Here is a 26,494-nt window from a genome sequence, read left to right as displayed (position 1 = left end):
GCCTTAGCTGGCTGGCGACAGTGTTAAGGTTCACGACGGCGATCGCCTCTTGTAGCGATTTTGACTTGCTTGAGCGATCGCGATGGGTTAGATTTCTGAGTTAGAGCTGTCTGCGGGCAGCTTGATTTCCCAAAAATTTGGTCATGCGCCACTGGAAGGTGTTGGTACCACCAACCAGCGGCTAACCCCCAAGAACAGTGGTGGCTGTCTCGGAGGCTAGAGGTATTCTAGGCCGTCCCGAACTGCGATACGTCTGGGGCGGCCAGATTTTTGGGTTTCCTTGCCCATTTGTTTCATCGGAGGAAACCCGATTATGTTGTGTTACATCCCAGGGACTGGGTGCTTTCAAAGCACCCGGTCCCTCAAACCCGTGTTGCTCGCGAATACGCAGTCTCAGCCGGAGCGGGAGCGGTTGTTGCATCTGGTGATTGGCTCGCCGGAGGGGGTGCGGTCTGTCATCCATACGTTGCACAAGCTCCAGTATGCGGAGCAGGCGACGTGGAGCCAGGTGATCACGATTCCGGAGTCGGGGATTTTGATTACGCCAGAGCAGGGAGAGGTGTTTAGTCTGTTGAGGCGCGATGCACCAAGAGCCAGTTAGGGCGGTAAATGGTTAGTGACAAATGGATGAACCGGATTTTTGAAGCTTTGCGTTCAGCATTGACAGGGGAATCCGGTTCTGGGTTGCTCAATGAGTATTGATGTCCTATTCGGCTCAGGTATCCTAGAAACAAGCGGTGAGGCAACTTTGATGACTCTGCAAGAACTAATACAAGAGGCTCAACGATTGAGTTGGCAAGAGCAGCTGCATCTAGCCACTCGTTTGTTGCAGTGGGCTGAGGCTAAAATGCAGACTCAGGATAATGTTCGATCGCCACAACAGCGCCAGCCTGATTTGCATCCAGGGGCATTTTTAGTCTCTGACGATTTTGATGAGCCTTTGCCGGATAGCTTTTGGCTCGGTGAAGGATGAAACTTTTACTGGATACTCACACGTTTATCTGGTGGGATAGTCAATCGAGCCAGATTCCTACGGGTACGTTGGATGCATTGAGCAGCTCTGATAATGAGCTTTTACTCAGTCTGGTAAGCGTTTGGGAAATTCAAATTAAGTCGCATTTGGGCAAGCTTGAGTTGAAAGAACCTCTGCTGGATATCGTTCAACGACAGGAAAGCCAGAATGGTGTGGTGATTCTTCCCATGACGCTTGCCCATATTATTGAGCTTGACCAATTGCCCTGGCATCACAAAGACCCCTTTGATCGGCTGCTTATTGCTCAGAGTCGGGTTGAGACAGCAACGCTGGTATCCAAAGATCCGGCTTTTGCTCAGTATGACTGTCAAAGGCTTTGGTGACGGGTCACGCCCTGAAAGTGATGCATGGGGTGATTGGTTTGCTGGAGGGATGCGTAGGCGTAGCCGCTCCCTTTGGGAGCTTCGGGGATTCATACGTTGCACAAGCTCCAGTATGCGGAGCAGGCGACGTGGAGTCAGGCGATCACGATTCCGGAGTCGGGGATTTTGATCACGCCAGAGCAGGGTGAGGTGTTTAGTCTGTTGAGGCGCGATCTGTAGCTAAGTACCTGAGAAGCCCTGGCATTATCTTTATCGTCTAGGGTTTCTCAAGCTCGTTTTCAATTTCTACGGGTAGACTAACATTGTGGAAAGCATTTAGCCTTTTACTTGTCAAGTCTATGTCAGATAGCTATCAAACATCGCTTATTGAAACTTCCCAATTATTCCTTGACCCAGAGAATCCCCGACTCACGTCAGTTCAGGCAAACGGCCATGATGCCATTCGAGCGATGACTAAAGTACAGGGAGATAGAGTGTTGGCTTTGGCAGAGCACCTACTGGAAAATGGCGCTAATCCGACAAGTCTCATGATGGTTATGCCGTCTGAAAACGACGCTGATATGTTTTGCGTACTCGACGGGAACAGACGCCTTACGGCCTTAAAGCTCCTTGAATCCCCTCTTTTAGCTGAAGGAATTCTGACGAGGAAAAGCCTTCAAATGTTGAAAAGGCTCTCTGACCAGTTTGAAAGAACGCCGATAACTAGGCTAAATTGCGTTGTCTTCGCCAATCGTGCCGAAGCTGATCCATGGATTCAGCTTACTCACAGAGGACTCAACAAAGGTGCTGGCATGTTGGCATGGGACGGGCAGGTAGGAGCCCGTTACGATGAGTGTCGGAAAGGGCATAGAGATATTGGCTTACAGCTTCTCGATTTTGTGAAGGAGCAAGAGTCTCTTTCCGAAGACACGCAGAGAAAGATCGAGGAAGGTAAATTTCCGATTACTACGCTTAATCGCCTTTTGAGCACTCCTTATGTGCGCAAAAAACTTGGGATTGATAAAGAAAAAGAGGACGTGCTTTTTCTCTTTCCACAGAACGAAGTTGCAAAAGGATTAAGCCGAGTTGTTGAGGAGTTAGCAAGCGGCGATATAACTGTCAGCGATCTCAAAAAACAGGATCAGAGAATTGATTACATCAATAAGTTTGAATCCGACGAACTTCCTGCGTCACATTCAGCGCTCCCTCAACCAACTTCCTTAAAACAGCTTAACGCGCAGCCTGTCGTGACACAAAATAGCTCTTCTCAAGAGAGTTCAGATACTACTGATAAATCCGATGCTAACGGTTCAAATTCGGTGGGAGTTGATGCTGTTCCTATGGGGGGAACGCAAGGACAGTCTCGCTCTCAATCTTCGACGTTTCCAAATAGGAAAACTCTGATACCCAGAAGTTGTAGGATCTCGATATCTCAGAAACGGATACATGATCTTTTCAAGGAACTAAAACGACTTGATTTAACTGACTTTTCAAATGCTGGAGCAGTCATGCTCCGTGTGTTCATTGAGCTAAGCGTTGATCATTTTGTCGAGGTGAAACTTGGGTGGGATGAGCGCCAGACTGATAATTCAAAGCTAAAACACAAAATCAGCAGCGTTGCTCAATTTCTAGAAGATGAGGAAATAATGACGCGCAATGAGCTTGCCCCCATTCGGAAAGCTGCAACAGGCGATGGGATGTTAGCGGCATCAGTAAAGTCCATGAATCAATATGTACACAATCGCTACTTCTCGCCCGTAGCCTCAGAATTGGTAGTAATATGGGATGATTTCCAGGTCTTCATCCAGAAAATCTGGGAAGTAGTAGAATGATTTGGCCTTATCAGCACACGTCTATGCTTTACGTCTCCCCCCTACGCTACCCAGGAGGAAAACGAAAATTAGCCAATTTTGTAAAGCTCGTATTTAGATCTAACAATTTACTGGATTCAGAGTATATAGAGCCCTAAGCTGGTGGGGCCAGTATTGCGCTGCATCTTCTTTATGATGAATACGTGCGCTACGTACATATTAATGATATTGATATATCAGTATTTTCGTTCTGGCACTCTGTGCTCTATGAGACAGAACATCTCTGCGACTTGATAACAGCAACCCCGGTAACAATCGAGTCTTGGGAGCGGCAACGAGAGATTCAACAGAAGGGGCGGCAGGAAGACTCTGGCATATCACGTCTTGAGCTAGGCTTTTCAACATTTTTCCTAAATAGAACCAATCGATCAGGTATTATTAGCGGCGGCGTTATTGGCGGAAAAGAACAAACGGGCAAGTGGAAAATAGACGCTCGTTTTAATAAAGAAGAGTTAGTACACAGAATTTGTAAAATAGGAAGATATAGAAACCGTATCCGTCTCTCTAATCTCGATGCGCTCGATTTTCTCACTACACTCAACGGCAAGATAGCTCCAGAAAGCCTCATCTACTTAGACCCGCCATATTTTGTGAAAGGCACAGAAGATCTCTACACGCGGTTCTATAAAAAAGAAGACCATGAAAGCGTGGCGAAGAAGGTTAAAAAGCTCAAGTATAACTGGATGGTCTCCTACGATAACGTTCCAGAAATATGCAGGTTTTACAAAGGGTTCCAGTCACTCACCTACGATATTCACTACTCTGCAAGGGACCGCTATAAAGGGTCAGAGGTCATGTTCTTTAGCGAGAAGTTGAAAGTTCCATTAGTAGAAGAACCAACTTCAGTAAAAAGTTCAGCGTTCCAGCTTGAACTTATATAGCTCCTTTTCACGGATTTAACTCTAATCTCGATGCGCGGCCCCTGGCTCAGGCCGAAGTGATTCCTGCCATGCCAGGGGTGCAGAGTGCCTTTGGCTCGGGTGTTCAGGCCGAGGTGATTGATGCCAAGGCCCAGAGCAAACCCAAGACGCAGCTAGAAGTCATCAATGAGATTCGCACCGGCCTCGACCTCGATCCGGTGGCCTCCCCCGAGGAGAATGATGCTGAGTCAGTGGAGCAGGCCGCTCAAGCCTACACCGAAGATCTGCTCGGCAAAGCCGGTCAAGCCGCAGAGCGCTATTTGGCCCAACAGACCGCCAAAATCGAGCAGCGGATTGCGGATCCTGAGAAACAGCAAACGGCCTTCAACCGGGCCTCGCGTCGCCTGGATAAACAACAAACCCAACTGACGCAGTTGCGACGGTTCCAGCCAGGGCAAACGGTGCGACTCTCAACCGAAAATGGACGTATTTTCTACGGCGCGATTTCCGGTGTCAGTAAACGGGGCACGTCCCTGGATAAGATTCTGGCGGCTGAGGGTGACTCCGAGACTCAAAATCGGCTGGGGGATTCCAATCCGGTCGCGCCCTCGAAATGGCTGGTGAATGTGTCGCTGGCGGACTCCAGCCGCGAGATTCCCTTACCTCTCTCTAAAATCAACGCGGATCGCATGGGCGCGGTGGATATGACCCCCGTCCAGAAAACCATGATGGGCAAAGATGTCATGGGCCAGTTTGATGAACGTCAGACCGGGGAACGAGAGGTGCGACAGGTGCTGCGGGGCAACCTGCTGCGGGCCTCGGACAAATATGGCAAAGAGGGCAACGTGGTGAACGCCACCATGTCTACCGGTGGAGTTGAGCCCATGTTGTTGCTGCCGCGTGGCTATGATCTGCAACAGCAATTATCCGAGTCGCCGGTCGCCCTCCCCTCAACTCGCAACGTCAGGCAATTCATGGAGGTTAGCGATCGCCAGGGCATCGTCAAAACTAGCGATGAGCAAATCACCCTGAAGTCCGCTCCCAACGCGGAAGGCTATCTGCTCCAGACGGGCAAAAAGCAAAAGGATGTTTATCTAGACGAAGACCTGATGGGAGCGCTAGGGGATGAGTTCTATTCGGTCAGTGACCGGATGGAAGCCGCGTTTCCCTCGGAACGCCTCGAAGAAGTGGTGAGCTATCTCCAGGATGGTCGCCATCAGCGGCTAGAGGCCACCACCCACTTAGAGCAGGCACGCGAGCTAATGGGCGAGCAGATCCCGGAATTTGCCTGGTCGGATTCCGTTGAAGACGTGTTGGAATCGGCGGGGCTGGCTCCTACAGTGGACCTGTCGAATCTGGAGGGGGTCCGCGCTCAACTGGAAACGGCTTTTCAGTCCGAGTCGGAGTCCGCGCCCGAGGGCAGTCGGACGGATGAGCCTAACGACCCGGAGGAACGGGACACGGACGCAGTTCCCAGGGGCGAGGAGCAATCTACTCAGCCCGCTGCTGTATCGGAAGCGAATCAAACTGGGCAGCAGGCCCCTCCATCTGTTCTTGCTGAGAAAGTGCAGCAGGCCCAGGAACTGGCCGATCAAGGGATGGTCATGACCTTCCAGGTGGATGTGGATCCCAATACTCCCGAATGGGAAACCAGTCTGGCACCGGGCGAGGACGATTCACCCCAGTTTGATCTGTTTGACCCGGATGAGATTCGCCTGGAGCAGGGCAGCGTCCAACTGCAAATCGGCATCGATACCAGCGGTGAAGCCTTAGAAGAGGTATGGGTCGAGCTGCCGGATGCCGCCAACCAACTCGATACAGCGATCGCTGAGGCCCAACCGCTGGAGCAATCTCTGCGTAATCAGCTTCAGGGCCTAACAGCAGGGGAGTATCTGCGGCAGGGGCGCGATGCTATCTTGCCGGATCAGCCTAAGTCTGAATCCTCCGCCTACCGCCTGGATGCGTCAGGGCCAACAACGATTAGCAGGGAGCGAGCCCGCTTGCTCAACAGCTACAGCGAAGTGGATAGCACCGCCAGTGCAGCCGGAGTGGAACGGGCCAATGCGATCCCTCAGCGGGATGAGCAGCTCGAAGCCCTGGCGAATGAGTATGGTGAATCAGCTCGGATCTCGTTTACCGATCCTACCGAGCAGGGCTTGGCGATTTCTGCCCAGGATGTGCGCTATCCTGGCCAACCTGGTGCAGAAGAAATTACCTCATCTGGGGCTGAACCGGATCCGGCAGCGCAGGTTGAGGAAGTCTTTGACGTCGTTGAGTCGATGGCTCCATCCGCATCGCCAGATCAAGCACGGGTCGGTGGTTGGAGCGAACAACCAGGTAAGCCCGAAAAGCATGTCGGCAAGCTGTTGGAAGAGTCAGGACTCGCGGCAGCGGTGATGGCGGATGAGGACTTTTACCTCAAGGTGGAAAATGAGCCCTTCACGCCGCTGAATATCGAGCGCCACGGTGAGCAGTTGATGCTGTATCACACCCTGGTGGAGAACGGCGATGCCTTCATTGATTCCGAGATGGTCTTCAATCTGTCTGAAGAGGGAGCCCTGACGTTGACCGAAACCGCTGTGCAGGGGCCGATGGGGGAGTCTCGTGGGTTAGACCGTTCCTATGCTGGGATGTTTGCCAGCAACTTGCGTAAGCAGGGCTTTGCCGAGGCCATTCAGCAACAGATGACTACCGAACCGAAAGCGGAGCCGACACCCGCTGAGCCAGCGCGATCGCTGGGTGTCGAAGCCGATACGGAGACTCAACCTTCGACTGCTGATGTAGGGCGATTGCCGATTGCCGAACCCCCTCAACCGGCTGCTGAGTCTTCCGATGCCTTTGCTGATGTGCTGGGGACGGGCGAAACCGCCGCCGTCAATCCACCTCCGATTCAGGAACTGGGAGATGAACAACCTACGGGCTCCCCAAACTATCAGGAGACGCTGGCCTGCCTGCGGGGGGTGGTGCAAGACCTGCCGGAAGCGCAACAGGAGAGCCTACTGGCTGCGATCGACCAAGCCGCCGCGCAGATGGCGAAGTCTGCTCAGTCCTCATCAGAGGCGTCAGTATCAGCCGGAGCCTTTATTCAAGATGCGATCGCGCAAAATGACCCGGAGCTGGATCAGCAACTAGCTGAGTCGGAGGAAGGGCAACCAGAATCGCCCAGCCTTGAGCAATTCCGCGACTGGTATCGAGCTGCTAGAGCCCTGGGCCGTTCTGATGATGAGCTGTCTGACATCGAGGCGATCGGGAAAGCGGTGAAAGCGGGTGAACTCAATGACCTGGCTGAGTCCAATGCACAGCGGATGGCGACTGACCTATCGGCCTTTGACCAACAGCAAGACCTGGGGGCGAACATCGTGAACCACGCTCGTCGCTTTCTAGGCAATCTGGAGGCAGCGGGCCTGGTAGAGCGGGACGCCAATGGCAATATTGAGGCGCGGGGTAAGCAATACACTGTCAGAGAGACACCCCAGGGCATTGGCGTGGTCAAAAATGACCAGAGCGCCGGGGTTTTAGCCAACGGCGAAGGCGAGATTACGCAGGTGGCCAACCTTACTGAAGCAGATCGCGAGAACTGGGAAATTTCTGCTTCCAGGTCGCCCGATAATCTCAAAGCGCTCTATCAATCGCGCCAACAGCATGAGGTAAATGCCCCAGCCCAGCCATCATCGGGAGTCGAGCTGTAATGAGCGATTCAACTTTCAAGATCACTCTGGGCGCATTGCTGGTCGTGTACCTACTGCTGTTTATTTCAGTGCCAGCTACGCCCTGGCGGCAGACATTTACCTTCGACCTGGCTGAGATTGTCTGCATGGCCCTGTCACTGGTCTACCTGTACGAGTCCATCCAAGCGCGTCGGGGTGTGGGTCGGGTGCAGTCACGGGTGAAATTTGAGCGGAACTGTATTCTGTATGCGATCGCGGGAATTGCCTTGAAAGTAATCTTTAACTCCAGGTTTGTGGTTTAGCTCAAACAAAGATTTGGTGAACTGTCAACAAAACAATCACTAGTGCTATTCACAGTTTGGATTTTGGAAAAATGTTGAGGAATTTTTCCATATTTCACGCCTTTGGCATACAGCTACTTTATCTGAGCTAAGTGTTAATTTAAAGGACAAGTTGAATAGCCTTGATGAATCATTTTCGCCGTTTACAGACAGGCTTTTTAAGGCAAACCTCTTTCTATAAACACAATCATTAGAAGAAAGTTCTTTGGCAAAATCCTCTCTCTCATGAAAGGTTAACAGTTCATGCTTTTTGTCCTTTAGACGAGACGCAATATTCGGAAAAACAAATCCGTATTCCTTTTTGCGAATGCAATAGTTATCATTATTATTGTCTTGAAACTCTTCACCAGGTATATCGTCATGAGAAGTAATGTTCTCATAAAGGTTACCCCCGTATGTCTTACAGGCTATAGCCGCAAGGATCTGCTCTACTCTTTGCTTTGATACTCCCGATCTTTTGGAGATTTGATCAATATCTGGAGAATTAGAGCCACTACCTCCGTTGTCTTCTAACTCTGACTTAGCCATGTAAACGGCAGCTGCATATCTAGCGTTTTGTTCGCCGACAACCGTTTTCCAAGCCTCTTTTTGAATTTCGCGTACAATAAACTTGTATGCGTAAGCCTCAATAGACTTTCCCTTATCCGGATCAAACTTCTTTACTGCATTTAGAAAACCTATTAACCCAGCTTGAATCAAGTCCTCTCTGTCAGCGCCTCGAAACTTATCTTTTAGATTGTATTCTTCGTTGATATGATCCTTGATCATGCGAGATATACTATCTGGAACATTAATTTTGGATGTTTTTCTGCTTTTTGACATGATTTGACGATCTAGCTTTGAGTTAGGATTAGCAATTAATAGCCAAATACAAAACGCCTGGCAACCGTCCAAGATTCCCAAGACTCTTCATTGAGTTGAGTATTAGTAGTGTTCATTATAATCCCTTGTATTAAACAGCGCTCTCCTTGAGTTAAAGCAGTGCCGTTGAGTAGATCTTGAATTTTGATGCCTCTACGATCTAACCACTTATGCCACGCTTCTTTTCGGGCAAATCTTGCTTTAGAATCATCAATATGCCATGGCAGAGGAAAAGGGCTTTTGGGTACAGGGTAAAGTAATAGTAGAATGTCGTTAATATCTAAACTAGGTTGGAATATAGTGTCGAATTTCTCATTCTCTATTTTATTATCACTATTCTGATTAGCAGTCTCTCTACTGTTTCTCATACAGAGCAATATGCGTTCTAAAAGCTTCAGAATCAAAAGAATAACTGCCCATCGTACGATGATGTCTTGATACTCCTTTTTTGCGGGAATTTTAATAGATTTAATATCTAAGCATAGGTCTGATGTACATTCATAGCTTTCATCTGATTTACCAGTGGCTCGAAGACCAAATCGTTTTGCATACTCTTGATACTTCAGTGTCAGATTTTCATCAGCATCGACTGCGTAAATATCTCTGTCTTGACTGCTAGTCCCATAGATAGAAACGTGTAAACTAGAGAATTCTTGATGTGCCTCGACGAGTTCATCATTGTCGTAAGTTTCCCAGATACGGTCTGCTATTTCTGCTGCTAACTGATAATGTTCTTTTGAGATTTTTGAGCTTAGCAACTCGGCTGCCCATGTGCTAATGGTGTCAGTTTTACTTTCACACTCCTCGCAGTCAATGAATAAGCCCGCGACAGGAAGTTTTCGGGCAACAAACTTTGATTTTAGTGTCAAGACGCCATTAGTAGAACCATCGGCTATGTTAATTAAGTCATTCACTGACAGTACAACTTCGCTGTCTTCGTAAAGTTGTTGGATTCGATTTCGTAAAGCAACTACACCTGCACTTAAAATTAGGTTCCATCGTCTTAGGGACGAATAAGAAAGATCTATCCCATAACTACGCTCCATATGCCTTTCTATTTTTTTAGCTACTCGATGTCGGCGCTGAGGTAGCTGATAAGTAGTTACGACGGAACCGCAGGGATGCTTACTAAAGTCAGAGAGATAAAACATATTAATGAGGCATCCATCAAAATCGTCATGGTTGACATCATCATGGTTTATTTCACTGTGAACTTCTTCTGAAGAAGTTTGAGTCGTTGATGGTCTCTCTATGTCTTTAACATCTTCAAGACTTCTAGGACCAACGGTATCATTCCCTGAAAATTTTGAGAGATCATAATCTGCTGAAATAATCTCTACAGGGAAATACGGTGGTAAGGAATCCTTACTTAAATTACTTTTTTTGTGATCCTCGTATTCAGTTCTCAACTCTTCATAATCATCAATTGACCGAATCCAGCACGGTTTATTCTGTTTCCCTATAATTTCAAAGAGATCAGAAAAATTCCCAAGATCTGCGGTTTGCCCAGTAGGTAAATCATCAATCCAAAGGATTCGGATACGATCAAAGGCTGCTTCCATAGACTTACTCCTGATTAATCTCTGAAACTTCTAAACCTCTAAGATGAATGGCAACTTCATAAAAATCTAAGCCTAGATCGTGATCGTAAAATCTCCTTTCTCCGATCTTGCCTAAATTCAATCTAGATAGGTATTCGGCAATGCCCCCTAGACCGCTACCTAAGTCACCTGCTACCTTCCTAAAATAATTCGTTGGTAGTTTTTCAAACCTGTTCTTAGCAACCTGCTGACTCTGAGTAATAAATACTGGATTAGCAATAGTAATAGCGGGTGAGCCATCTAATCTATCACAATTAAAAAAGACCGATACTGTCCCACGGCCCTGGCGATTTTTATGCTCTGATAAATTAACCATGCCATGCCGAACTATATTCAAGAATATTTCAAAGAAGATATTGCTAAGGACAGGTTTGCTTAGCCTGAATTCTTCTTGGCTATATTCTGCATTTTTGATTATGGATCGCAGATGATAACTATGCTTAAATGGCTTTGGGTCTAGAGACACCAAGAAACTTGAATGCCCGTTAAAGCTCTCTTTTATTTCAGTAATTAGATAAGCTTCTCGGCATAGAAACTTAGATTGTAAGAAATCAGATAAGTCAAACAATTTATCATCTTTCTCTAGGAAACGACTTATTTTATACCGATTATCTTTGTTCGGATGCTGTTCAGCATACTCTTCAAAAATTTCATCTAAAGAGTCAAATCCCCATAGCTGTTGAGCTTGGTAAGCATCAGAAAGGGAGTTCATAGCTTTATATAAAAGGGATTCTTCGGATAACTGAACCTGCGGATCGAATCTAAGCCACCGAAGAATATTGTCACAACGATTTCGCATAAGATGGCCTGAATTTTTAAATGCCTGGTTTTTCTGACTAATGCGAGCAGTATATTGATTCTCGTCTTGCTGAATCATGTCTTCACCAAGTCGCGAAATCTTAGTGATCCATTCTTCATCCTTGGTAGTCCATTCCTCATCTGAACCAGAAGGAGACACTGCTTGTATTAGCCAGTTGAAGTAATCGCTTTTTCGTAAAGATGAGTCGAGATCTCTAAGAGAAGAAAAATAGCCCAGAATTATTAATAACAATGAAAAGGAATAATTTGAGAAAGAATCCCATAGATCTTCATACCACAGAATATTTGGAATTAAAGGACAAGCAAAATATAAGATTGAGTAAAATCCATTTTTACCTGTACGCTTACGGTAGAAGATGGTGTAATCACCTCTGTAGATTTTTCCTTTGTCATTCGGATAGAATGTTTCAAAGTACAGCTTTAAATTGATCTCACTAATCTCGGCTAACTTAGCAGGGTGTATTAAGAATCCTGATCTACTTGATTCAGATATGATTTGTTGTAAGAGCCCTGGTGAATGAATGCTATATTCAAATTCATCGTAGAGTTCATGAGAAGACCAATTTGAGTCTTTGCTGGTATGTGCGAATGCCGTAGCAGTCCCAGTATAAGGATTTACTAGTGCGAGGCCGGTAAATCCCTTTAACTTAGGGGTTAAGTGATCTGGATTACCATCAGTGATGTCATTAAAGATGTATTCTTCTGTTCCTGAGATTCCTGGTTGAATATTTCTAACAAATGATTCATCAAATGCATCGAGACATGCTCTGACATGCTCTTGAATCTTCTTGTTTATTTCTAAATTCTTACCATCTACTTTATTAATTTTATCTGTCTTTAATATGCTTTCTCTGAGTTGGTTTTGAATTTCTTGAAGCTGATTAAAAGAATAGCCGTAGAGAGAGCAATGCCTGCGATCTCTTATGCCGAAATTAGCTCGAACTTTCATACAAACTAAAGCATGATATCCAATACCCCATCGATGCTTTAGCTTATAAGTAAAGTCAAAATTCATCTTGTGATGAAAAATATGGGTTCCTCTCCAAAAATCTTTTCTTTTTGCTACTTCTTGCTGAGTTAAGCTGCTGTCATTAATGAAATTAGAATCTAACGAAGCACACATAGCATTTATTCTCTCTACTTCGGGCTCTTTAGATTTAATCTCATCTTCAATGAACCAATACAATTGCCGCATGATTCCCTTGCGAACAACTTCTCTCCTAGTTGCAGCCCACAGATATTCAGCCTCATCGCAGAAAACTGCGATAATGCAAAAAGCATCGATTTTCCCATCCTTGTAATAAATGTATAGTCGATGATTTTTTGCATCCCTAGGGATTATTTTCCTGGATGTTTTAGGAAAAAAATGATCAGGATGCTGAAGAGATATATCAATTATCTGGTCAATATAGTTTTGCCAAATTGAGTTACCCTCAACATTTTTCGTTAATTCATCATGAGAAACTAAGTGACAACCATCTGATAAATACATTTCCTAAATTCCTTCAGGGGTCGCTACAAATCAAGACTTGAATGAAAGCTTTTAGTTGACTTAGGGTTATTATAATGTGGCCAACTCAGTTCATTGATTTATTGGTAATCATGATGAGCTAGAGTCATCAATTCATGCCTTTGTATTTATCTCAATTAGAACTTGTGTTTTTGTCATTCTGATTTTTGTGAGGCTTATTTCCAACTATTCTATTCCTCTCTTTTTGGAGATATTAGTTCAGGACTTGCAAGCAATATGAATACGACTAAACTTGCAACAAGAGCAGTTGCAGGAGCATTAAATAACCAGTTGGAATCGCCACTAAACCTTCCGTACAGTGCACTTGCCCAACCACCTATAAACCCAGAGAATATTGATGAGCTAGCAGCGTAGCGAACTTTTCTTAGGTTAAAACGTTCACTGAAAAACAAAGAAAAGAATACGGATGGAAACATGGCAAGCTGTGCGCCATAAATAGCAAATACTAGTTGCACAACGTCAAACTGTAAGAATTTCAGGATGGTGAAAATAACAAATGAAATAATAGCGATCGCAGCTGTTGAAATCCGTGCTTTTTGCATCATCCGTTGTGGTTCGGTATCTTCCGGATTGAGCTTTAAGATATCGATTGAGAAGAATTGACCAACTACGATTAAAAGGCTGTCTGCAGTAGAGATCATTGCGCTAAACAACCCCAATACGAAAAAGAAAAGTAGAATGATAAAGCCGGGTCCAGAGGTCGCAAAAATTCTCATGATATGTGTCATGAGTGTTTCTTGAGTTGGGTCGAAACCCGTTGCAGCAGCGATACGTCCGTAGTAGCAGGCAAAGATGACGATGATTGCCCATAGAATTGCAAAGAAACGAGAAATCTGAATTAACCCCCGTTTTGCAGATTGGCTATCTGTCGTAGAACATAGACGTTGCCAGGTGCCCGCATCGCTAATGGGAGCAGGAAGGTTAATAACTGCAATGCCGATAATAAATGCCCAGGCGGGAACCCAGGATGTAGCTACAGAAGAGAAGGTTGATAAAACGTCAACGGCTGGTGCTTGCTGAGTCTCAACGATTGCTAGCACCAATAGGGATGCTATGCTTACCAAAATGAACCGTAGCTGCCATTTATCTGTAGCAATGACGGCTCGATAACCACTCATCAGCGTATAGATAATGATAAAGATTAGGTAGACTAGGGAAAATACAAAAGTCCCTGCACCCAAGAATGGCTCTAATACAGTGACTCCAACCAGCAACTCCATACTGAAGATGCTGATATAGCCAATGAGAGAAAAGATAAGGGCAATGTTCTTAACACTATAACTCCCATAGCTTTTCCCTAGATATGCCTGGATCGTGTCATTCTGTGGATTAGCTCTCATGATGCGATCAGCACAGAAATATAGCAGTACGAAGCTTAGCGAATACGTGATTACAGAGACAAAAAGAGTTATCCCAAGTGCAGGGGCTAAGTTGATGAAGGCAATGATAACAGTCGCCAGTGACATACCCGCCGCCACAGTAGTAGATCGATATTCGCCTGTAGATATTGATCTTTTCAAAGGGAAAAAGTCTCGAATGTTTAAGACATTTCTGCGTTCTCGATAAGCTACTGAGAAATAGAGAATAGCGGGCAGTAAGATTGCTGAAAAAACTGCGATGTAAGCACCTAAGTTCATTGTTCTTTCCTTGTACTATAGATTTTGAATTTCATTAATTGCTTGAATGGTATACAGCGTTTCTTTCCTGAATGAGATGCAAAGCCAGATTTGAATCTCAAGATCGGAAGTGGCCTCGCAGCTTGCCCTATACCTTAAGAGAGCAGGAACCGCTGTGCCTAACTAAGTCAATTTGGCATATGACTTTCCACTGTCTAGGGATAGGCTAACTGAGATATGTGTTCGATTCGAATAGTCAAAAGGAAAGCCATTATATTCACCTTTGGCAACTTTTTGGAGAATTTCCAAGTCTTTACCTGGATAGATCTCTCCTATAAATCCGATTTTGTATAAGTATATGTATGCTGAAATTTCCTCAATTAGATAACTTTCCAGGTCACAGTTTGTTTTATAAGAGTAAACATTCTCAGTAATGCCTGACTTTCGAACGGTGCTACTTAATATATGTGTTGATTGCTTTTTAATGTCTTCTGCAAAATTTTTATTCATATCTTTGAATCGTCTGATGGTGTGTTCTATTTGACGACATTCTTCTGCGTCGACATATTCACGAGAGGAGTGTAGTTGCACTAGATTATGGGCATCACTGCTTTTTATTGCTGCATCGATTATCCGATAAATCTTCTTGGCTTTTCGGTCAATCTTTCTTAGGGCATCATCCTCGCTCATGCCGTAAAAAAACATGACATTATGACGTTCTAGATAATCGCCAACAATGATATTCATGTTTAGGTTCTTCTGTACAAGTTCATAGATATATTCATATAGAAATGGGCGATTGATCATAAAAGTATTTAGACAAATTGGTACGAAGTACTTCTGCTGAGGCTGTGGACTGAGGAAATCATCCACATATGGCCCGCTGGTCTCAGATGGATTGATGTCAAGCGGCATAAAAACTACTTTTCTAACGGTTGTAGGTTTACTTGCATTATGTAGTCGGTAGTAGGCATACCCTCAGTGCATCCTCAAACTTATATGGAGTATCGCAGGTGGAGTTTCCCGACAACTGCCGACAATTGAACCTGAGGATTACGTCCGCTATAGCGCAGGGTAGTCTTAGCTTTCTCCCATAGAGGGCAGCTACGGCTGAGTAATCCATGCGTCTGAATTGTGGGCACTGGTCTCTGGAGAGGTGATGATCTACCACTTGCCCTGCCTGAAGGGCTTTTTGCTGGTCGTCAGAAATACCACTGAAAGCCCTGCCAGATAGGACTCTTCAGGTTATATCACCCTTTCACTGCTAAGTGCCGAATAGTTAGGTAGAGACGGTGCTTGCTAAAAGTTGAGCCTGTGACCGGCAAGCACGCTTGCATCGTTATGCGGTATCTAGGAACAGCCTCTAGTGCATGGCTTAATCTCGTATGGCAACTTGGCGGGTAGTTCATGGTCTCCAAGATTGAGTAACATCAGTAGGTTAGTAGTACTCTATGCATTATCCGAGTGCTGGCTTGACCTATCTTTTTCTGTAGCATGGTGCATACAATCGCTGGAATTAAATGTCACAGCCGGATTAACTAAGGTTTTGCGTGTCATCCACTAAGTAGGTTTAGCGGCACTGGTGTCCTAAAAGAGGGATGAACCGCTAAAGCCCTTGTTTAGCAAGGAATTCAGACGATTTTCAGATAAACGCCTAAGCCCCTTGCCTGGAGCAGGTTTCTGGGATCTATCCCTCCTTAACTTAGTCAGTGCCGGTTTAGCAGCACTTGTAGCAGCTGACGAAGGAAGTTGCTGCAAGTGCTGATATCGCTGTAAACCTCAAAGTGCATGTCAGGTAGTCTCTTTCATAGCCTCATTTCGCAAATGAAGATGCTCTGATTAAGCATCAAAAAAAGGGAAGTGTAAATTTTGGCACAGCGAAAGTTGCGAGCATGTGCATTTTGCTTGGCAAGAGAATTTGTAGGCAAGTGTCGGATTTTTTGCCCCTAGCGTCGCCATATAGATTGTGAGAGCGCAGTAAAGGCATTTGTCTCGGAGTCGCTCTTGATACCACGTCTTACGGAAGGTGTTGAGCCCCCCAAGCCTTCCTAGCTTAAGCACGCTCACTGTATTTCAGCACTACTATTCCCAATATTGCCATGAAACTTTCTCTTGGGTTTAGGCAGTCTTCTAGGCTGCCGTCAGATTCGTTTACCCCTAAAGAGCCAGATCGTGACTCACTGCGCTCTTTAGAACCTCCTCCTGGCTTGGTTATTAATGAGTCACAAGCCTCCTTGTTTAGAGAGGCTGTGGTGGTTCAGGAAATCCCTCTTCATGAACGCGGCACTGGCCGAGTTAAATATCGAGGAGATGGAGGTACCTGGAAGGCGTCTTGTCCTCTGAAGATTAAGCTGCCAGTTGGTACCCCAGTTCAAGTCTTAGGCCGGGAAGGGCTGACTTTGGTCGTGCAACCCTTTGACGACAGCCTGGACTGATTTTATTTCTCTTAGCACCTAGACGGAGTTACAGCTACAGGGTTCCCATACCTGCCCCGTCAATGCTGTTGATAAGCATTTTGAACTTTACTGTAGGAGTTGCAACGATGAAAGCACCCTTCCTAATTGGTACCGGGGTCTCGTTTATAGCGGCTTTGCTCCTGGCGGGGAGTCTCAGCAACTCTCCCCAGACTTCTGAGTCAACGTGTAATTTGCCTGAGTTGCAGTGCTCTGAGCCCGGACGCCAAAAAGTGTTTGTGCAGTTTGTCTTACAGCCCAGCACCCCTGAGTCCGCACTCGTTACTGAAGATTCACTGTATCTGCTGTCTAAGCGGGTTCGTCCAAAGCATTTTGTTGAGATTAGTCGATTATCTAGCACTGACAATGTAGAGGTGCTCTATTCAGCTACGGCAACCAAGCAAGCTATGCAGGCTATGCATTGGGAAGTAGACAGCAATCCTGACACTGTTGAGCTTGATCCAACGCCCTCGCCTGAGGATGCTTTGGTCAATGGTATCCAGCGCTTGCGCGATCGCATTAAGGCACTGCCTAGCGGCCAGGAAATGCACTTCTATTTGGTGACTGAAGGTACTGCAAATCCAGAAATTGTTTCTCAATTGAAAGCGGTTACTTCGTCCTTCGCTGGTGAAGAACTCAGTCAAGTTCATATTTATGTGATTGGGCTGAGTGAGCAAAATCGATTGGCATTGTCTAACGCCTTTACCCCAGTTGCAGGCAATGTCTATTTCGCGGGCCAAGATCCGTCGGAATGGATGCCGCTGGTGCGGAACTTTTAGCACATCTGTTCAGTGTTTATCGAAACCCGGTTTCTGCGTTGGCGAATCAACTAGATTCCAGCATTTTAGCCAGAGAAATCGGGTTTCTGTACTGAGCCTTAGGACGGGATTTCTGGTTTTATCGAACGCTTAAAAATTAAGGAGCATCATTAATGAAGTGGTTTACACGCTGGTGGTTAGGTCTTTTCGGTGGAATGATTTGGGATTCCCCTCAGTTGCCTTGGTCCTTAGGCACTTTCGATAAAGATTCGCTGTTAAAAGACCCTCATACTCATCCCTTGGCTAAACTCCTTGAATTTGGCAACCCAGAGCTGTTTCAGCGTTGGTTTCACCAAGTTCTCCCTCCAGCATATGCTGTTACTCGGCAGGAAGAAGATATTAAAAGCTTGCAACCTGAGATTGAGCGGCTGACTGAAGATGTAGGTGCTCTGGAAGCAGAGGTCGCAAACCAGCCTCATATCAATCCCAACCCAGACGATGATTTTCCGCCTTCGGAGCACCCACCTAAGCCTCAACCCGAGCCTTGGGAAATGGCGCTAACCGTTGGTCTATCCCTGATGTTGTTCTTGGGTATTGCTGCAGTATTAGGCATTGAGGTGCAAGGATTAACGCTCGATCAAATTCCGATGCTACTGTTTGCGATCGCCGGTGCAGTTTGCCTTAACCTCGCCGAATTCCAGGGCATCTACCGCTTTGTTGTTGCTTATTATCGGTTTGAGCCCCGGCGATCGCACCATGACGATGAGCGCCACGCTAACCAAATTCCTTTTTGGCACCACATCCGTACTGGCAATCCAGTGGTGTGGACTTCCTTCACTATCGTACTCTTAGAGACTTTATTCGCCTTCCTGGGGTTAATTAGCCAATTGCCTCCTCGGTTACAGGCAAACTTTGGATTTCAACTCACTGCCTTTGCAGCGGCGGCCCTGGCAGCCACCGTTAACTTGGTGATTGCCTGGGGCAATGCCTTAGTTACTGTGCAATGGGAGCAAGCCGTCGAGGAACAGAAGCTAACAGACCTTGAGGCTAAGGAAGCTCGGCTGCAGGATGAAACTTATTTACAGCGACGAGAACAATATTGGCAAAAGGAAGAAGACATTGCCCGCGAGCGACAGAATCTCCGTAAGCAGTTGGGCGCTGCCCAGAGCTTACTGCGAGAAAAACAAGCAGAACTGCGAAAACAAGAGAAGGCCCTAGCTGTGCTCAAGATCGAAGCCGTTCAGGAATATGAGCGATGGGAGCTTTCTGTACGGCGCTGGATCAAAGAGAATCCAACTAAGGTTGAGAACTTTACCAAACTCTATCCCCAATGGAGCGCTGCTGATCGAGCGTTATCTAACAATGGCCATGGTTCTTACGAGCCAGTGGCTGTGGATTACGAAAGTGAAAATCGGATGATTGAGTAGTTCATTTGAGAAAGGCCCTCTCTTCATAAGCTGAGGGCTTTTTCGATGATTTCTCCAGCAATGACTTCAATTGGAGTTAGCTTATCTGCTTGACGGACAGAGACTCACGTAAATAATTCCATTTCCGAAGGGCTGCAAAGGCTATGACACCTTCCTGGCAATCGGGTTTCTTTGAAATCGATCTTTCCAAAGTTTTTATTCGTGACTTGCCTTCTGATTGGCAGATCAGTAAGGGCTATACCAGAGAGCAAATGAATGTTTGGATGCAAGACCTAAAGGCGATTCAGCAACTTTGTCGAGAGAAAAACTACACCGCTAGCGACTTTCAACGGCTACGCCAAAGCCAAAACCCATCTGAGCAATCTTTAGGGCATACATACCACAAGTTCTATGACCATGATGCTAGCGGGTCAAAAATGAATGGCGCCTACATCAAAGTGGATTGGGTAGGTGATCGCTATGAGGTCGTGAACGGTCGCCATCGCCTAGCTTTAGCTCAAACAGCTGGGTTGAAGCATCTGCCAGCCCATGTATCTGCCCCAAATCGAGCCACTCTAGAGCGCCTGCGCAGCGATGGTGAGTACCTGGCTAGAGGGGCTACGCCCCAGCCAGACCGGACTTCCCCAACTCATCCCGGAGTTACACCTCAACAACCTATTCACCCTACCCTAGAGAGGTTTTAGCCATGATGATGCTGTTTAGTCTTCTGATGCTTGTATTCCAAATGACATTGCAGATTGTTTTTAGTGTGGTGTCACTGTTATCCAAAGTCATATATGGTTTGGCGGTTTTGCTGGTGAATGCCTATCGAGATCGCCCTCAACCTATGCGAAACCAAATTTTGGTACCGGGAGATCACTCGCCGAGACTGCCTCCCCGAGGCGATGTACATGACTATCGAGGGTTGGCGGCCCCGAGTGAACTTAGTCCCCTAAAGCAGGGAGGCGTTAGCTTGGGGCGCTATCAATCGCCGGGTGGACTACCCCAAGGGTCACTTTATTTACCAACCCGACTCCTGCATCAACATGCAGCTGTGATTGGCCCGACAGGGTCTGGTAAAACTGCTGGCATTATGGAGCCCTGGGCGGTGGATTTACTACGCGGTGGGCATAGCGTCGTCATGGTCGATGTTAAAGGAGATTTGATGAGGGGCCTCGGACAGCGAGCCCTAAACCAAGGCTACAAAGTGCTGTATTGGGATATTGCTCGCCCTACTCAATCCCTCGCTTGGAATTGGTTGGATGGCATTGAAGACTACCGGGACGTAGAAGCGGCAGTCGCCAGTATTATGGGACGAGAGAATACCAACGACCCTCATCTCTTTTTTACCAAGCGCGATCGCCGCTGGTTACGTGCCCTGATTCATGTCGTTAAAGCAGTCTATGCAGAGCAGGCTAAACCACGAGATCTTTATCACCTGGTTGCTAACCCTGACAAACTCAAAGACCTGCTCTACCGTTATTCTGACCTTACCAACTATAAGGATGATCTACGAGATTTGTTAGATTTCAGCCCTGATGAGCAGTCCCGTGCTGTCAGCGGTCTGTTGAATGAACTACATCTATTCACGGTGCCACCGATCGAGCAGGTTACTGGACATAGCGACTTTTGCTTAGCAGATCTTGATACCCAGCCTACTCTGCTGTTGATTGGGGCTTCCCTGGCTGATGCCAAAGCTGCTGAAACGTTCTCTGGGCTGATGCTAAGTCAGCTATTCAACCATGTGTATCGACGCTTTGAGGACGGTGACACAAGTAATCGACGTTCGCTTTACTTTCTCATCGACGAAGCTGCTCGGCTTAAGACTCGCATTGACTACGAACAGGCGCTCTCTGTAACCCGAGCAGCAGAAGTTGGTATCTGTTTGGCTCTGCAAGATGTTGCCCAACTTGGAGATGACCGTGCGACCTCTGCTGTATTGGCTAATTGCCATACGCTCATCACCCTACGTGGAGTATCGGCAGCTACAGCCCGCTATACCGCATCGCGGTTGGGGCAGCGGGTGGTGCAGACAGTGGATCTGAGCCATCATAGAGGTCCGATGGAACCCATTGGAAGCCGAGGAAAAAGCATTGGAACAAAAACTGTGCCCGTCCTGGAAGATCGGGAAATTATGCATCCACCAGTTCAGTCTTACTGTGCATTGGTACATGTGCCATCTGTTAGCCCAAAACCATTTTTTGTCAATTTAGCTCAACTGGATCTACCGTGATGCGGTCTTCTGCTCTGCCAGGATGGCATCGTTCATGAGCGACTTCAGTGCTTAAAGGGTGAAGGTGCCCTCCAGCTTACCAATGAGGGCTACCTGAAAAGCCCCCTTTCCGTTATCCAGAGAGATGCACTTTTCTGGGCGCGTCACCCGGCTCATCCAAAAATGATGCGATCGCCTTGGCACTTTCGACACACCGTTCATCCAACGACCATTTTTGTGCCTCCGACAACACCCTTGCTGGCGCTTTAGCGAGATGCCCCTTGTCATGCCGAAACACGACACAGCCGGTTCTTTTTGGCGTGATCCAATGACTGGTATCGGAACTCGCGACGAAAGGCGCTAACTCTTCGATCGCTCTTTCCCAACAATTACCAAAGATGTGAGTTCTAGGGCCATAACGCTGATAGAGCGATCGACAGAGAAAAGCCAACGCCTCAAAGTTTTCCGCCCGCTGCTGCTTTTCCGCCTTACTGCGGGCCTTGAGCCAGGGCTGACAGCCACCAATGCCGACGACATCAGCCCACTGCATCAAGACCGGTAACAATCGTGGCGAAGCGCCCCACTGCCAGACCGCCATAATCCAAGGCCGCTCCTGCACATCCAGCTCAACGGAGCGCTGATCGAACTGCACCAGAAACCGTAACGTTTTGAGCACCGACGAGATCGGCTGACCGATGATGTCACTGGCCACAATGCCCGTCAGTCGCTGCCGGTGCTCCATCACGAAGTCAACGAGCTGCTCCACCGATAACGCCTTTCGAGGCTGCTTAAAAGCCCGATACGCGCCACTGTCGAGTAACACCTCCCCGTCCCAATCTGCCGGGATGTTCTTCAAGTCAAACGGATCCACCATGATACGCTTCACCCCAGCCTGCTGAAGGAGCTTAAATTCCCTCTGGGCTATCCTTTAGTCGCATCTTTCGTAACAATTCACGAAGCTCTGAAAGTCTTTACCTGCAATGATTTGAGCGTTTCCCAAGAAATTTGTGGTTAGCCTCAGCGGTGTTTTTAGCAACGATTAGTAACGAATTGGCGAAGTTAATTGAAGTTGAATTGACTTAGTTGAAGTTGATTGAGGTCAAGTAAAGTTCACCCAAAGCCGCCAGAATGCCTATTGGGCAAAGACTGTAGCGATTTCTTGATACAAAACTCAAAAGAAGTGAGAGTATTTGCTCACCGAGGCCGTGATCGATGGCGATTGCAGTGTTCGCCCCAGCCGTGCCTCTGACCAATAAGGAAGCCCAAAAAATAGATAAGGAAGCCTCGTTTTGGTGACATTTGGGATCAAAAATCGACTTTTCTTTTGGATATGGATAGATAAGGAAGTAGATAAACTGTCATGTATCAATAGTTTCAAGGTTTACTAGTCGCGCTAAGCTCATGACTTTAAAAGCCCCCTAATGTCAGGAGTGGATAGTATGAGCTGGGCCGAAGATGAGTTAAAGAGCACGAATTTGGGTGATCGTCGCCGTGAACAGCGACTGTTGACGATCGTGGAAGACCTGATCGCCCAACCGAACGCGAGCGTGTTGCAAGCGAGCCGCGATGACGCTGCCGTTCAAGGACTGTATAAATTCTGGTCAAATCGGCGGATTCCACCATCTGCCATCCTGTCCGGCCACGTGGATCAAACAGTCGAACGCTGCTTAGACCACTCAACGGTGCTGACAATCCAAGATACGACCGAATTGGACTTCAGCACTCACCGCAGCACCCGAGGCTTAGGTCCGATTAGCGATGCCTCCGCCACAGGACTCAAAGTCCACCTCACTCTGTGTAGTAGTGATGCCGGAGTCCCTTTAGGCATCTTGCAAGAAACCGTGTGGGCCAGAGAGAAGACCCGGCGTGGTGCGGGCTATCGCGATCGTCAAACGGCGATCGAGGAGAAAGAAAGCTACCGCTGGCTGGAGCATCAGGCCGCGAGCCAACAACTCATCCCCGAATCCGTCGAGGTCATCACCATCACGGATCGCGAAGGGGATATCTATGACCTGTTTGCCCAACCGCGCCGCCCCCGCGCTGAGTTTTTAATCCGCGCTGCCCAGAACCGCAACACCAAAAGCGACGCCTACGCCGAAGAAGTGCAACCCTTGTTCGAAGCGAGCCGCCAACAACCCTGCCAAGGCCAGAAAACCCTAGAACTCCAACGCACGCCGAACCGCACTCCCCGCCAGGCCACCTTGAATGTCCGCTATGCCACGCTCTGGCTGCAACCGCCCCAGGATCACGTGCAAGCGGCTAGCTTCGAAGCGATCGCCGTTCAAGTGGTGTTGGCCGAAGAAGAACATCCGCCTGCCGGAGAGAAAGCAATTCGCTGGTTACTGCTGACGACCTTGCCCGTGAATGACTTTGAAGACGCCTGTCGATGCCTTGAACGCTATAGCTTTCGCTGGTTAATTGAACGATATAACTTCACCCTAAAATCTGGCTGTCGTCTGGAAGCCTTGCAACTAGAGAGCGCTGACCGTTTAGAGCGAGCTTTAGCGACCTATTCGATTGTGGCCTGGCGGCTGCTGTGGTTGACCTATGAAGCGCGAGTGCATCCTGATGACTCAGTGGAGACCGTTCTCGAAGAGCAGGAATGGCAAGCGCTGTACTGCACGATTCATCAAACCACTGAACTGCCGCTCGAACCCCCCAGTATTGGCCAGTGTGTGCGCTGGATTGCGAAACTCGGCGGGTTTTTAGACCGCAAAGGGGATGGCGAACCGGGCGTGAAAACGCTGTGGCGGGGTCTGCAACGACTGCATGATATTGCGGCGACCTGGCAACTGTTGCGAGCCTCCGGTGGGTAAACGGGGGTAATCTGACCTGAACGTTGGCGTCAAATGTTACAAAATATGCGATCAAAGGACAAAGAAAAAATGCGATCGCGATGAGCCTCTGAAATCAACAAAACTACACAAGATCAGGCCATCAGAAACCGAAGTCGTCATGAGTACGATTCGGCAAAATGAGGGTATTTATCTTGACGCCTGAATTTATTCTTTTCCCTGACTGCCTTATTTTTCGTTTTCTTGTCTTTCTCTATTGATTTCCTTTTCTTGGCTATTCTTTTTTATGTTTGTGTTCTATGAAAATAGATAAGCTAAAGAGCCAGTTATGATTGCCCCTGCATAAATCTGAAGAACTGTCATCAAAACTGCTGCTGTCCGCCTTATGCCTCTAACAGGACATAACTGTGAATGAGTGCCGGTAAGACCCCCCGTTTAGGACCACGAGCTAATACCCCTCCACTGCCATCGAAACGCCGTAACTCGTAGACTCGGTCCTCCCGCTCATAGCTGAGATTGAGTAGCCCGTGATGCGTCTGAGCAATGCCGACTGCCCCGTACCGCCGTGCCGCCCTTAAATCCGCCTCAGCGGCCCTCAGCAACGCCTCTCGCAGTGATCGCGGTAAGTCCCCGGTGCCCTGACACGTTGAACACACCGGCCCCTCCACTGCCTCCAAATCCCCCTTCACCGCAACGCGCCCGTGTCCTCGACAAACCGGACAAACTGGAAAATCAAAAGCCATCATCAAACCTCCCACCGAACTGACACCACCCATCGCGTGTGTTATTCGTCGTTCTCTAAACCTTCAATCACACGACAAAATCAACCCAACCAGACCCGCGATCCTCTTCCACCGCAATCGCTACCTCTACCCCGTCAGCCCCAGTACAAACTCGGTAGTGCCTTCTGTCCGTTTGGCATACCAAAACCACTGCCCGGAGCGATCTCCCGATTTCTTCTTGCCCGGTCGAAACCCACAGGCTCTGAGAAGTTGTCGAGTAGCCGGATCGGGCTTACCGGGGAAAAAGAGTTCAAAGCCATCTTTGGCGTGATTCTCCACCACCTCCACAGCTTGTAGGTCAGCCGCCGTAGCATGAGGCGCTGACGCATTCCAGGGCGACCCCGGCTTCAAGACAGACACCTCCGCCTCACCAGCACCGCCGCCACCGCGATCGCCCTCCTCATCAACCTCCTGAACCGGATAGAAAGACCGCTCAGCGAGATAATCCATCACCAACCACTGAAGATCCTTCACGCCTCCACCAACCCGCTGAGGATTAACCTCATGAGGAATATGAGGCGAAGAGAACTCCGATGGCCCACAGACTACTGGAGGGACTGGCTCCACCCCCCAATCCCGACAAACCGTCATGACGGCTGCTTCAAAGACCGCGATCGAGAACCGTCTTTCACAGTGGACATAGCGATTGCCCCCCGAGAGGATTTCTCCCGACCCTTCATCACGTCGGATAGATTCATACCCACTCGCGATCGCATCCACCTCAGCGACTGTAGGGCCATCAATCCAGCTCACCCGGATAGAAGAGCCCATGCTGTAGTTAGACGATCTCACCCTGAACTTACAAAGGGGAAAAACAGCCTTCAATTGCTGCCTCAGATCCTTAGCCTGCTGAGCCACAGACGAGAGCATTCGACGTGCCATAAAGAGAAACCTAAATACCTGCAAACCGGAAGCGATAGAAGAGATGTAGAGCCCTCAAACGCTTCCTAGAGACGCCAATGATGAGCCTGCCATTGCACCAGACCGCTTCTGGCGGCTTAGCCGGCTTCACCCGAACGAGATAGGGAACATCGCGAATATCTAAACCCGACTGCAAGTGCCGTTGAATCTCGATACGATCCGACCGATTCATTTCAACGCCCCTCTCTTTCTTGACTACATTCTAACAGCTTCTTATCTAATAATCAAAGTAAGGCAACAAAGAACAGAAAAAAGGAAAGGCTGAAACGCCTATAAAACGAAGAAAAAACCTAGCAACTAAAACCAAAAGAGTCAAGATAGTTAACCGAACAAAAGAAATAGTAAAGATAAATGAATAAGAATATATTATCTATCGTGATCATTTTAGGGCGATCCCCAAGCATTCTAGAACAGAAACACACCTCAAAACCTCTTCGCACCCTCATCTCATAGCGATAAAACCCATGCACAGCAATACTTTCAGCCATCACACGTATTTCAGGCCCACAGCGATCCCCACAGCGATCGCTATGCTTCTTTGCTTCCTTTATCTTTTCTACGCTGCAGCAGGCGGAAAGAATAAGATATTCAAATAGTTAAGAAACGGTACAGAAAAGTTAGGGTGGACAGGCAAGAATAAGAATAGTATCTGATACTATTCTTA

At 47.6% G+C, this 26,494-nt stretch carries 21 protein-coding genes and 1 pseudogene; 14 read left to right on the top strand and 8 right to left on the bottom strand.

Translation table 11 applies throughout. From position 1 onward, the window contains the following. The first annotated feature begins 313 nt into the window (after positions 1 to 313). The 8 genes and pseudogenes from QQ91_RS10030 (at position 314) to QQ91_RS10000 (ending at position 8,036) form a co-directional block, all read left to right on the top strand. Entirely contained in the window at positions 314 to 601 is a 288-nt protein-coding gene (locus QQ91_RS10030) for a hypothetical protein (RefSeq protein ID WP_039723472.1), read from the top strand. A gap of 150 nt (positions 602 to 751) precedes the next feature. Beyond that, positions 752 to 973 carry a hypothetical protein gene (locus QQ91_RS10025; protein ID WP_039723473.1) on the top strand — a complete coding sequence of 74 codons (222 nt, stop codon included), beginning with the start codon at positions 752 to 754 and terminating at the stop codon, positions 971 to 973. After that, complete coding sequence (locus QQ91_RS10020; RefSeq protein ID WP_039723474.1) at positions 970 to 1,356, top strand: type II toxin-antitoxin system VapC family toxin; 387 nt, start codon at positions 970 to 972, stop codon at positions 1,354 to 1,356. Before QQ91_RS10025 ends, QQ91_RS10020 begins: the two co-directional genes overlap by 4 nt. Positions 1,357 to 1,452: 96 nt before the next feature. Then, complete coding sequence (locus QQ91_RS21640; RefSeq protein ID WP_284707168.1) at positions 1,453 to 1,575, top strand: hypothetical protein; 123 nt, start codon at positions 1,453 to 1,455, stop codon at positions 1,573 to 1,575. Positions 1,576 to 1,694: 119 nt separating this feature from the next. Continuing rightward, a complete protein-coding gene (locus QQ91_RS10015; RefSeq protein WP_039723475.1) occupies positions 1,695 to 3,167 on the top strand; it encodes a hypothetical protein in 1,473 nt (490 codons plus the stop codon). Positions 3,168 to 3,316: 149 nt separating this feature from the next. After that, a pseudogene (locus QQ91_RS10010) lies at positions 3,317 to 4,087 on the top strand (DNA adenine methylase); the annotation flags it as partial. A 68-nt stretch (positions 4,088 to 4,155) separates the two neighbouring features. Beyond that, entirely contained in the window at positions 4,156 to 7,755 is a 3,600-nt protein-coding gene (locus tag QQ91_RS10005) for a DUF6908 domain-containing protein (protein WP_039723476.1), read from the top strand. Further along, positions 7,755 to 8,036, top strand: a complete 282-nt coding sequence (locus QQ91_RS10000) for a hypothetical protein (protein ID WP_039723477.1) — start codon at positions 7,755 to 7,757, stop codon at positions 8,034 to 8,036. Before QQ91_RS10005 ends, QQ91_RS10000 begins: the two co-directional genes overlap by 1 nt. Positions 8,037 to 8,081: 45 nt before the next feature. On the opposite strand, the gene QQ91_RS09995 is transcribed toward QQ91_RS10000, so the two are convergent. The 5 genes from QQ91_RS09995 to QQ91_RS09975 all read right to left on the bottom strand — a co-directional run bounded on the left by QQ91_RS09995 (position 8,082) and on the right by QQ91_RS09975 (position 15,250). Continuing rightward, entirely contained in the window at positions 8,082 to 8,897 is an 816-nt protein-coding gene (locus tag QQ91_RS09995; RefSeq protein ID WP_084606812.1) for a sigma-70 family RNA polymerase sigma factor, read from the bottom strand. A gap of 35 nt (positions 8,898 to 8,932) precedes the next feature. Further along, complete coding sequence (locus tag QQ91_RS09990) at positions 8,933 to 10,498, bottom strand: hypothetical protein (RefSeq protein WP_039723479.1); 1,566 nt, start codon at positions 10,496 to 10,498, stop codon at positions 8,933 to 8,935. A gap of 4 nt (positions 10,499 to 10,502) precedes the next feature. Next, on the bottom strand, positions 10,503 to 12,848 hold the full coding sequence (locus tag QQ91_RS09985) for a hypothetical protein (protein ID WP_039723480.1): 2,346 nt from the start codon (positions 12,846 to 12,848) through the stop codon (positions 10,503 to 10,505). 209 nt (positions 12,849 to 13,057) lie between these two features. Then, positions 13,058 to 14,524: a sodium:solute symporter family transporter gene (locus tag QQ91_RS09980; protein WP_044147055.1), complete on the bottom strand. Its 1,467-nt coding sequence runs from the start codon at positions 14,522 to 14,524 to the stop codon at positions 13,058 to 13,060. Positions 14,525 to 14,686: 162 nt separating this feature from the next. Continuing rightward, on the bottom strand, positions 14,687 to 15,250 hold the full coding sequence (locus QQ91_RS09975; RefSeq protein ID WP_152624453.1) for a hypothetical protein: 564 nt from the start codon (positions 15,248 to 15,250) through the stop codon (positions 14,687 to 14,689). Between the two features lie 1,352 nt (positions 15,251 to 16,602). On the opposite strand from QQ91_RS09975, the gene QQ91_RS21840 reads away from it, so the two are divergent. From QQ91_RS21840 to QQ91_RS09955, 5 genes are all read left to right on the top strand, one after another. Continuing rightward, positions 16,603 to 16,938, top strand: coding sequence for an NfeD family protein (locus tag QQ91_RS21840; protein ID WP_072041248.1), 336 nt, complete (start codon positions 16,603 to 16,605; stop codon positions 16,936 to 16,938). Positions 16,939 to 17,045: 107 nt separating this feature from the next. Then, positions 17,046 to 17,735, top strand: a complete 690-nt coding sequence (locus tag QQ91_RS09970; RefSeq protein WP_044147057.1) for a hypothetical protein — start codon at positions 17,046 to 17,048, stop codon at positions 17,733 to 17,735. Positions 17,736 to 17,887: 152 nt separating this feature from the next. Further along, positions 17,888 to 19,141: a hypothetical protein gene (locus tag QQ91_RS09965; RefSeq protein WP_039723484.1), complete on the top strand. Its 1,254-nt coding sequence runs from the start codon at positions 17,888 to 17,890 to the stop codon at positions 19,139 to 19,141. 263 nt (positions 19,142 to 19,404) lie between these two features. Beyond that, entirely contained in the window at positions 19,405 to 19,824 is a 420-nt protein-coding gene (locus QQ91_RS09960) for a hypothetical protein (RefSeq protein WP_166282037.1), read from the top strand. Between the two features lie 41 nt (positions 19,825 to 19,865). Next, complete coding sequence (locus QQ91_RS09955; protein ID WP_250833321.1) at positions 19,866 to 21,353, top strand: type IV secretory system conjugative DNA transfer family protein; 1,488 nt, start codon at positions 19,866 to 19,868, stop codon at positions 21,351 to 21,353. 112 nt (positions 21,354 to 21,465) lie between these two features. Here the strand turns inward: QQ91_RS09955 and QQ91_RS09950 are convergent, their stop codons facing one another. After that, the gene (locus QQ91_RS09950) at positions 21,466 to 22,188 is read right to left on the bottom strand and encodes a hypothetical protein (protein WP_250833320.1); all 723 of its coding nucleotides are present in this window, start codon (positions 22,186 to 22,188) and stop codon (positions 21,466 to 21,468) included. A 583-nt stretch (positions 22,189 to 22,771) separates the two neighbouring features. Between QQ91_RS09950 and QQ91_RS09945 the strand changes: the two genes are divergently transcribed. Next, positions 22,772 to 24,148, top strand: coding sequence for an IS4 family transposase (locus QQ91_RS09945; RefSeq protein WP_201277411.1), 1,377 nt, complete (start codon positions 22,772 to 22,774; stop codon positions 24,146 to 24,148). A gap of 362 nt (positions 24,149 to 24,510) precedes the next feature. Here the strand turns inward: QQ91_RS09945 and QQ91_RS09940 are convergent, their stop codons facing one another. Then, positions 24,511 to 24,873 (bottom strand): hypothetical protein, encoded by a 363-nt coding sequence (locus QQ91_RS09940; RefSeq protein ID WP_166282029.1) that lies wholly within the window; start codon positions 24,871 to 24,873, stop codon positions 24,511 to 24,513. Between the two features lie 123 nt (positions 24,874 to 24,996). Then, a complete protein-coding gene (locus QQ91_RS09935; RefSeq protein ID WP_236096154.1) occupies positions 24,997 to 25,779 on the bottom strand; it encodes an LPD29 domain-containing protein in 783 nt (260 codons plus the stop codon). Between the last annotated feature and the right edge of the window lie 715 nt (positions 25,780 to 26,494).

The organism is Lyngbya confervoides BDU141951 (assembly GCF_000817775.3).
Classification (GTDB): domain Bacteria; phylum Cyanobacteriota; class Cyanobacteriia; order Thermosynechococcales; family Thermosynechococcaceae; genus Lyngbya; species Lyngbya confervoides.
Note: the sequence above shows the minus strand (reverse complement) of the source record. Positions and strands in the feature narration are given on the sequence as shown.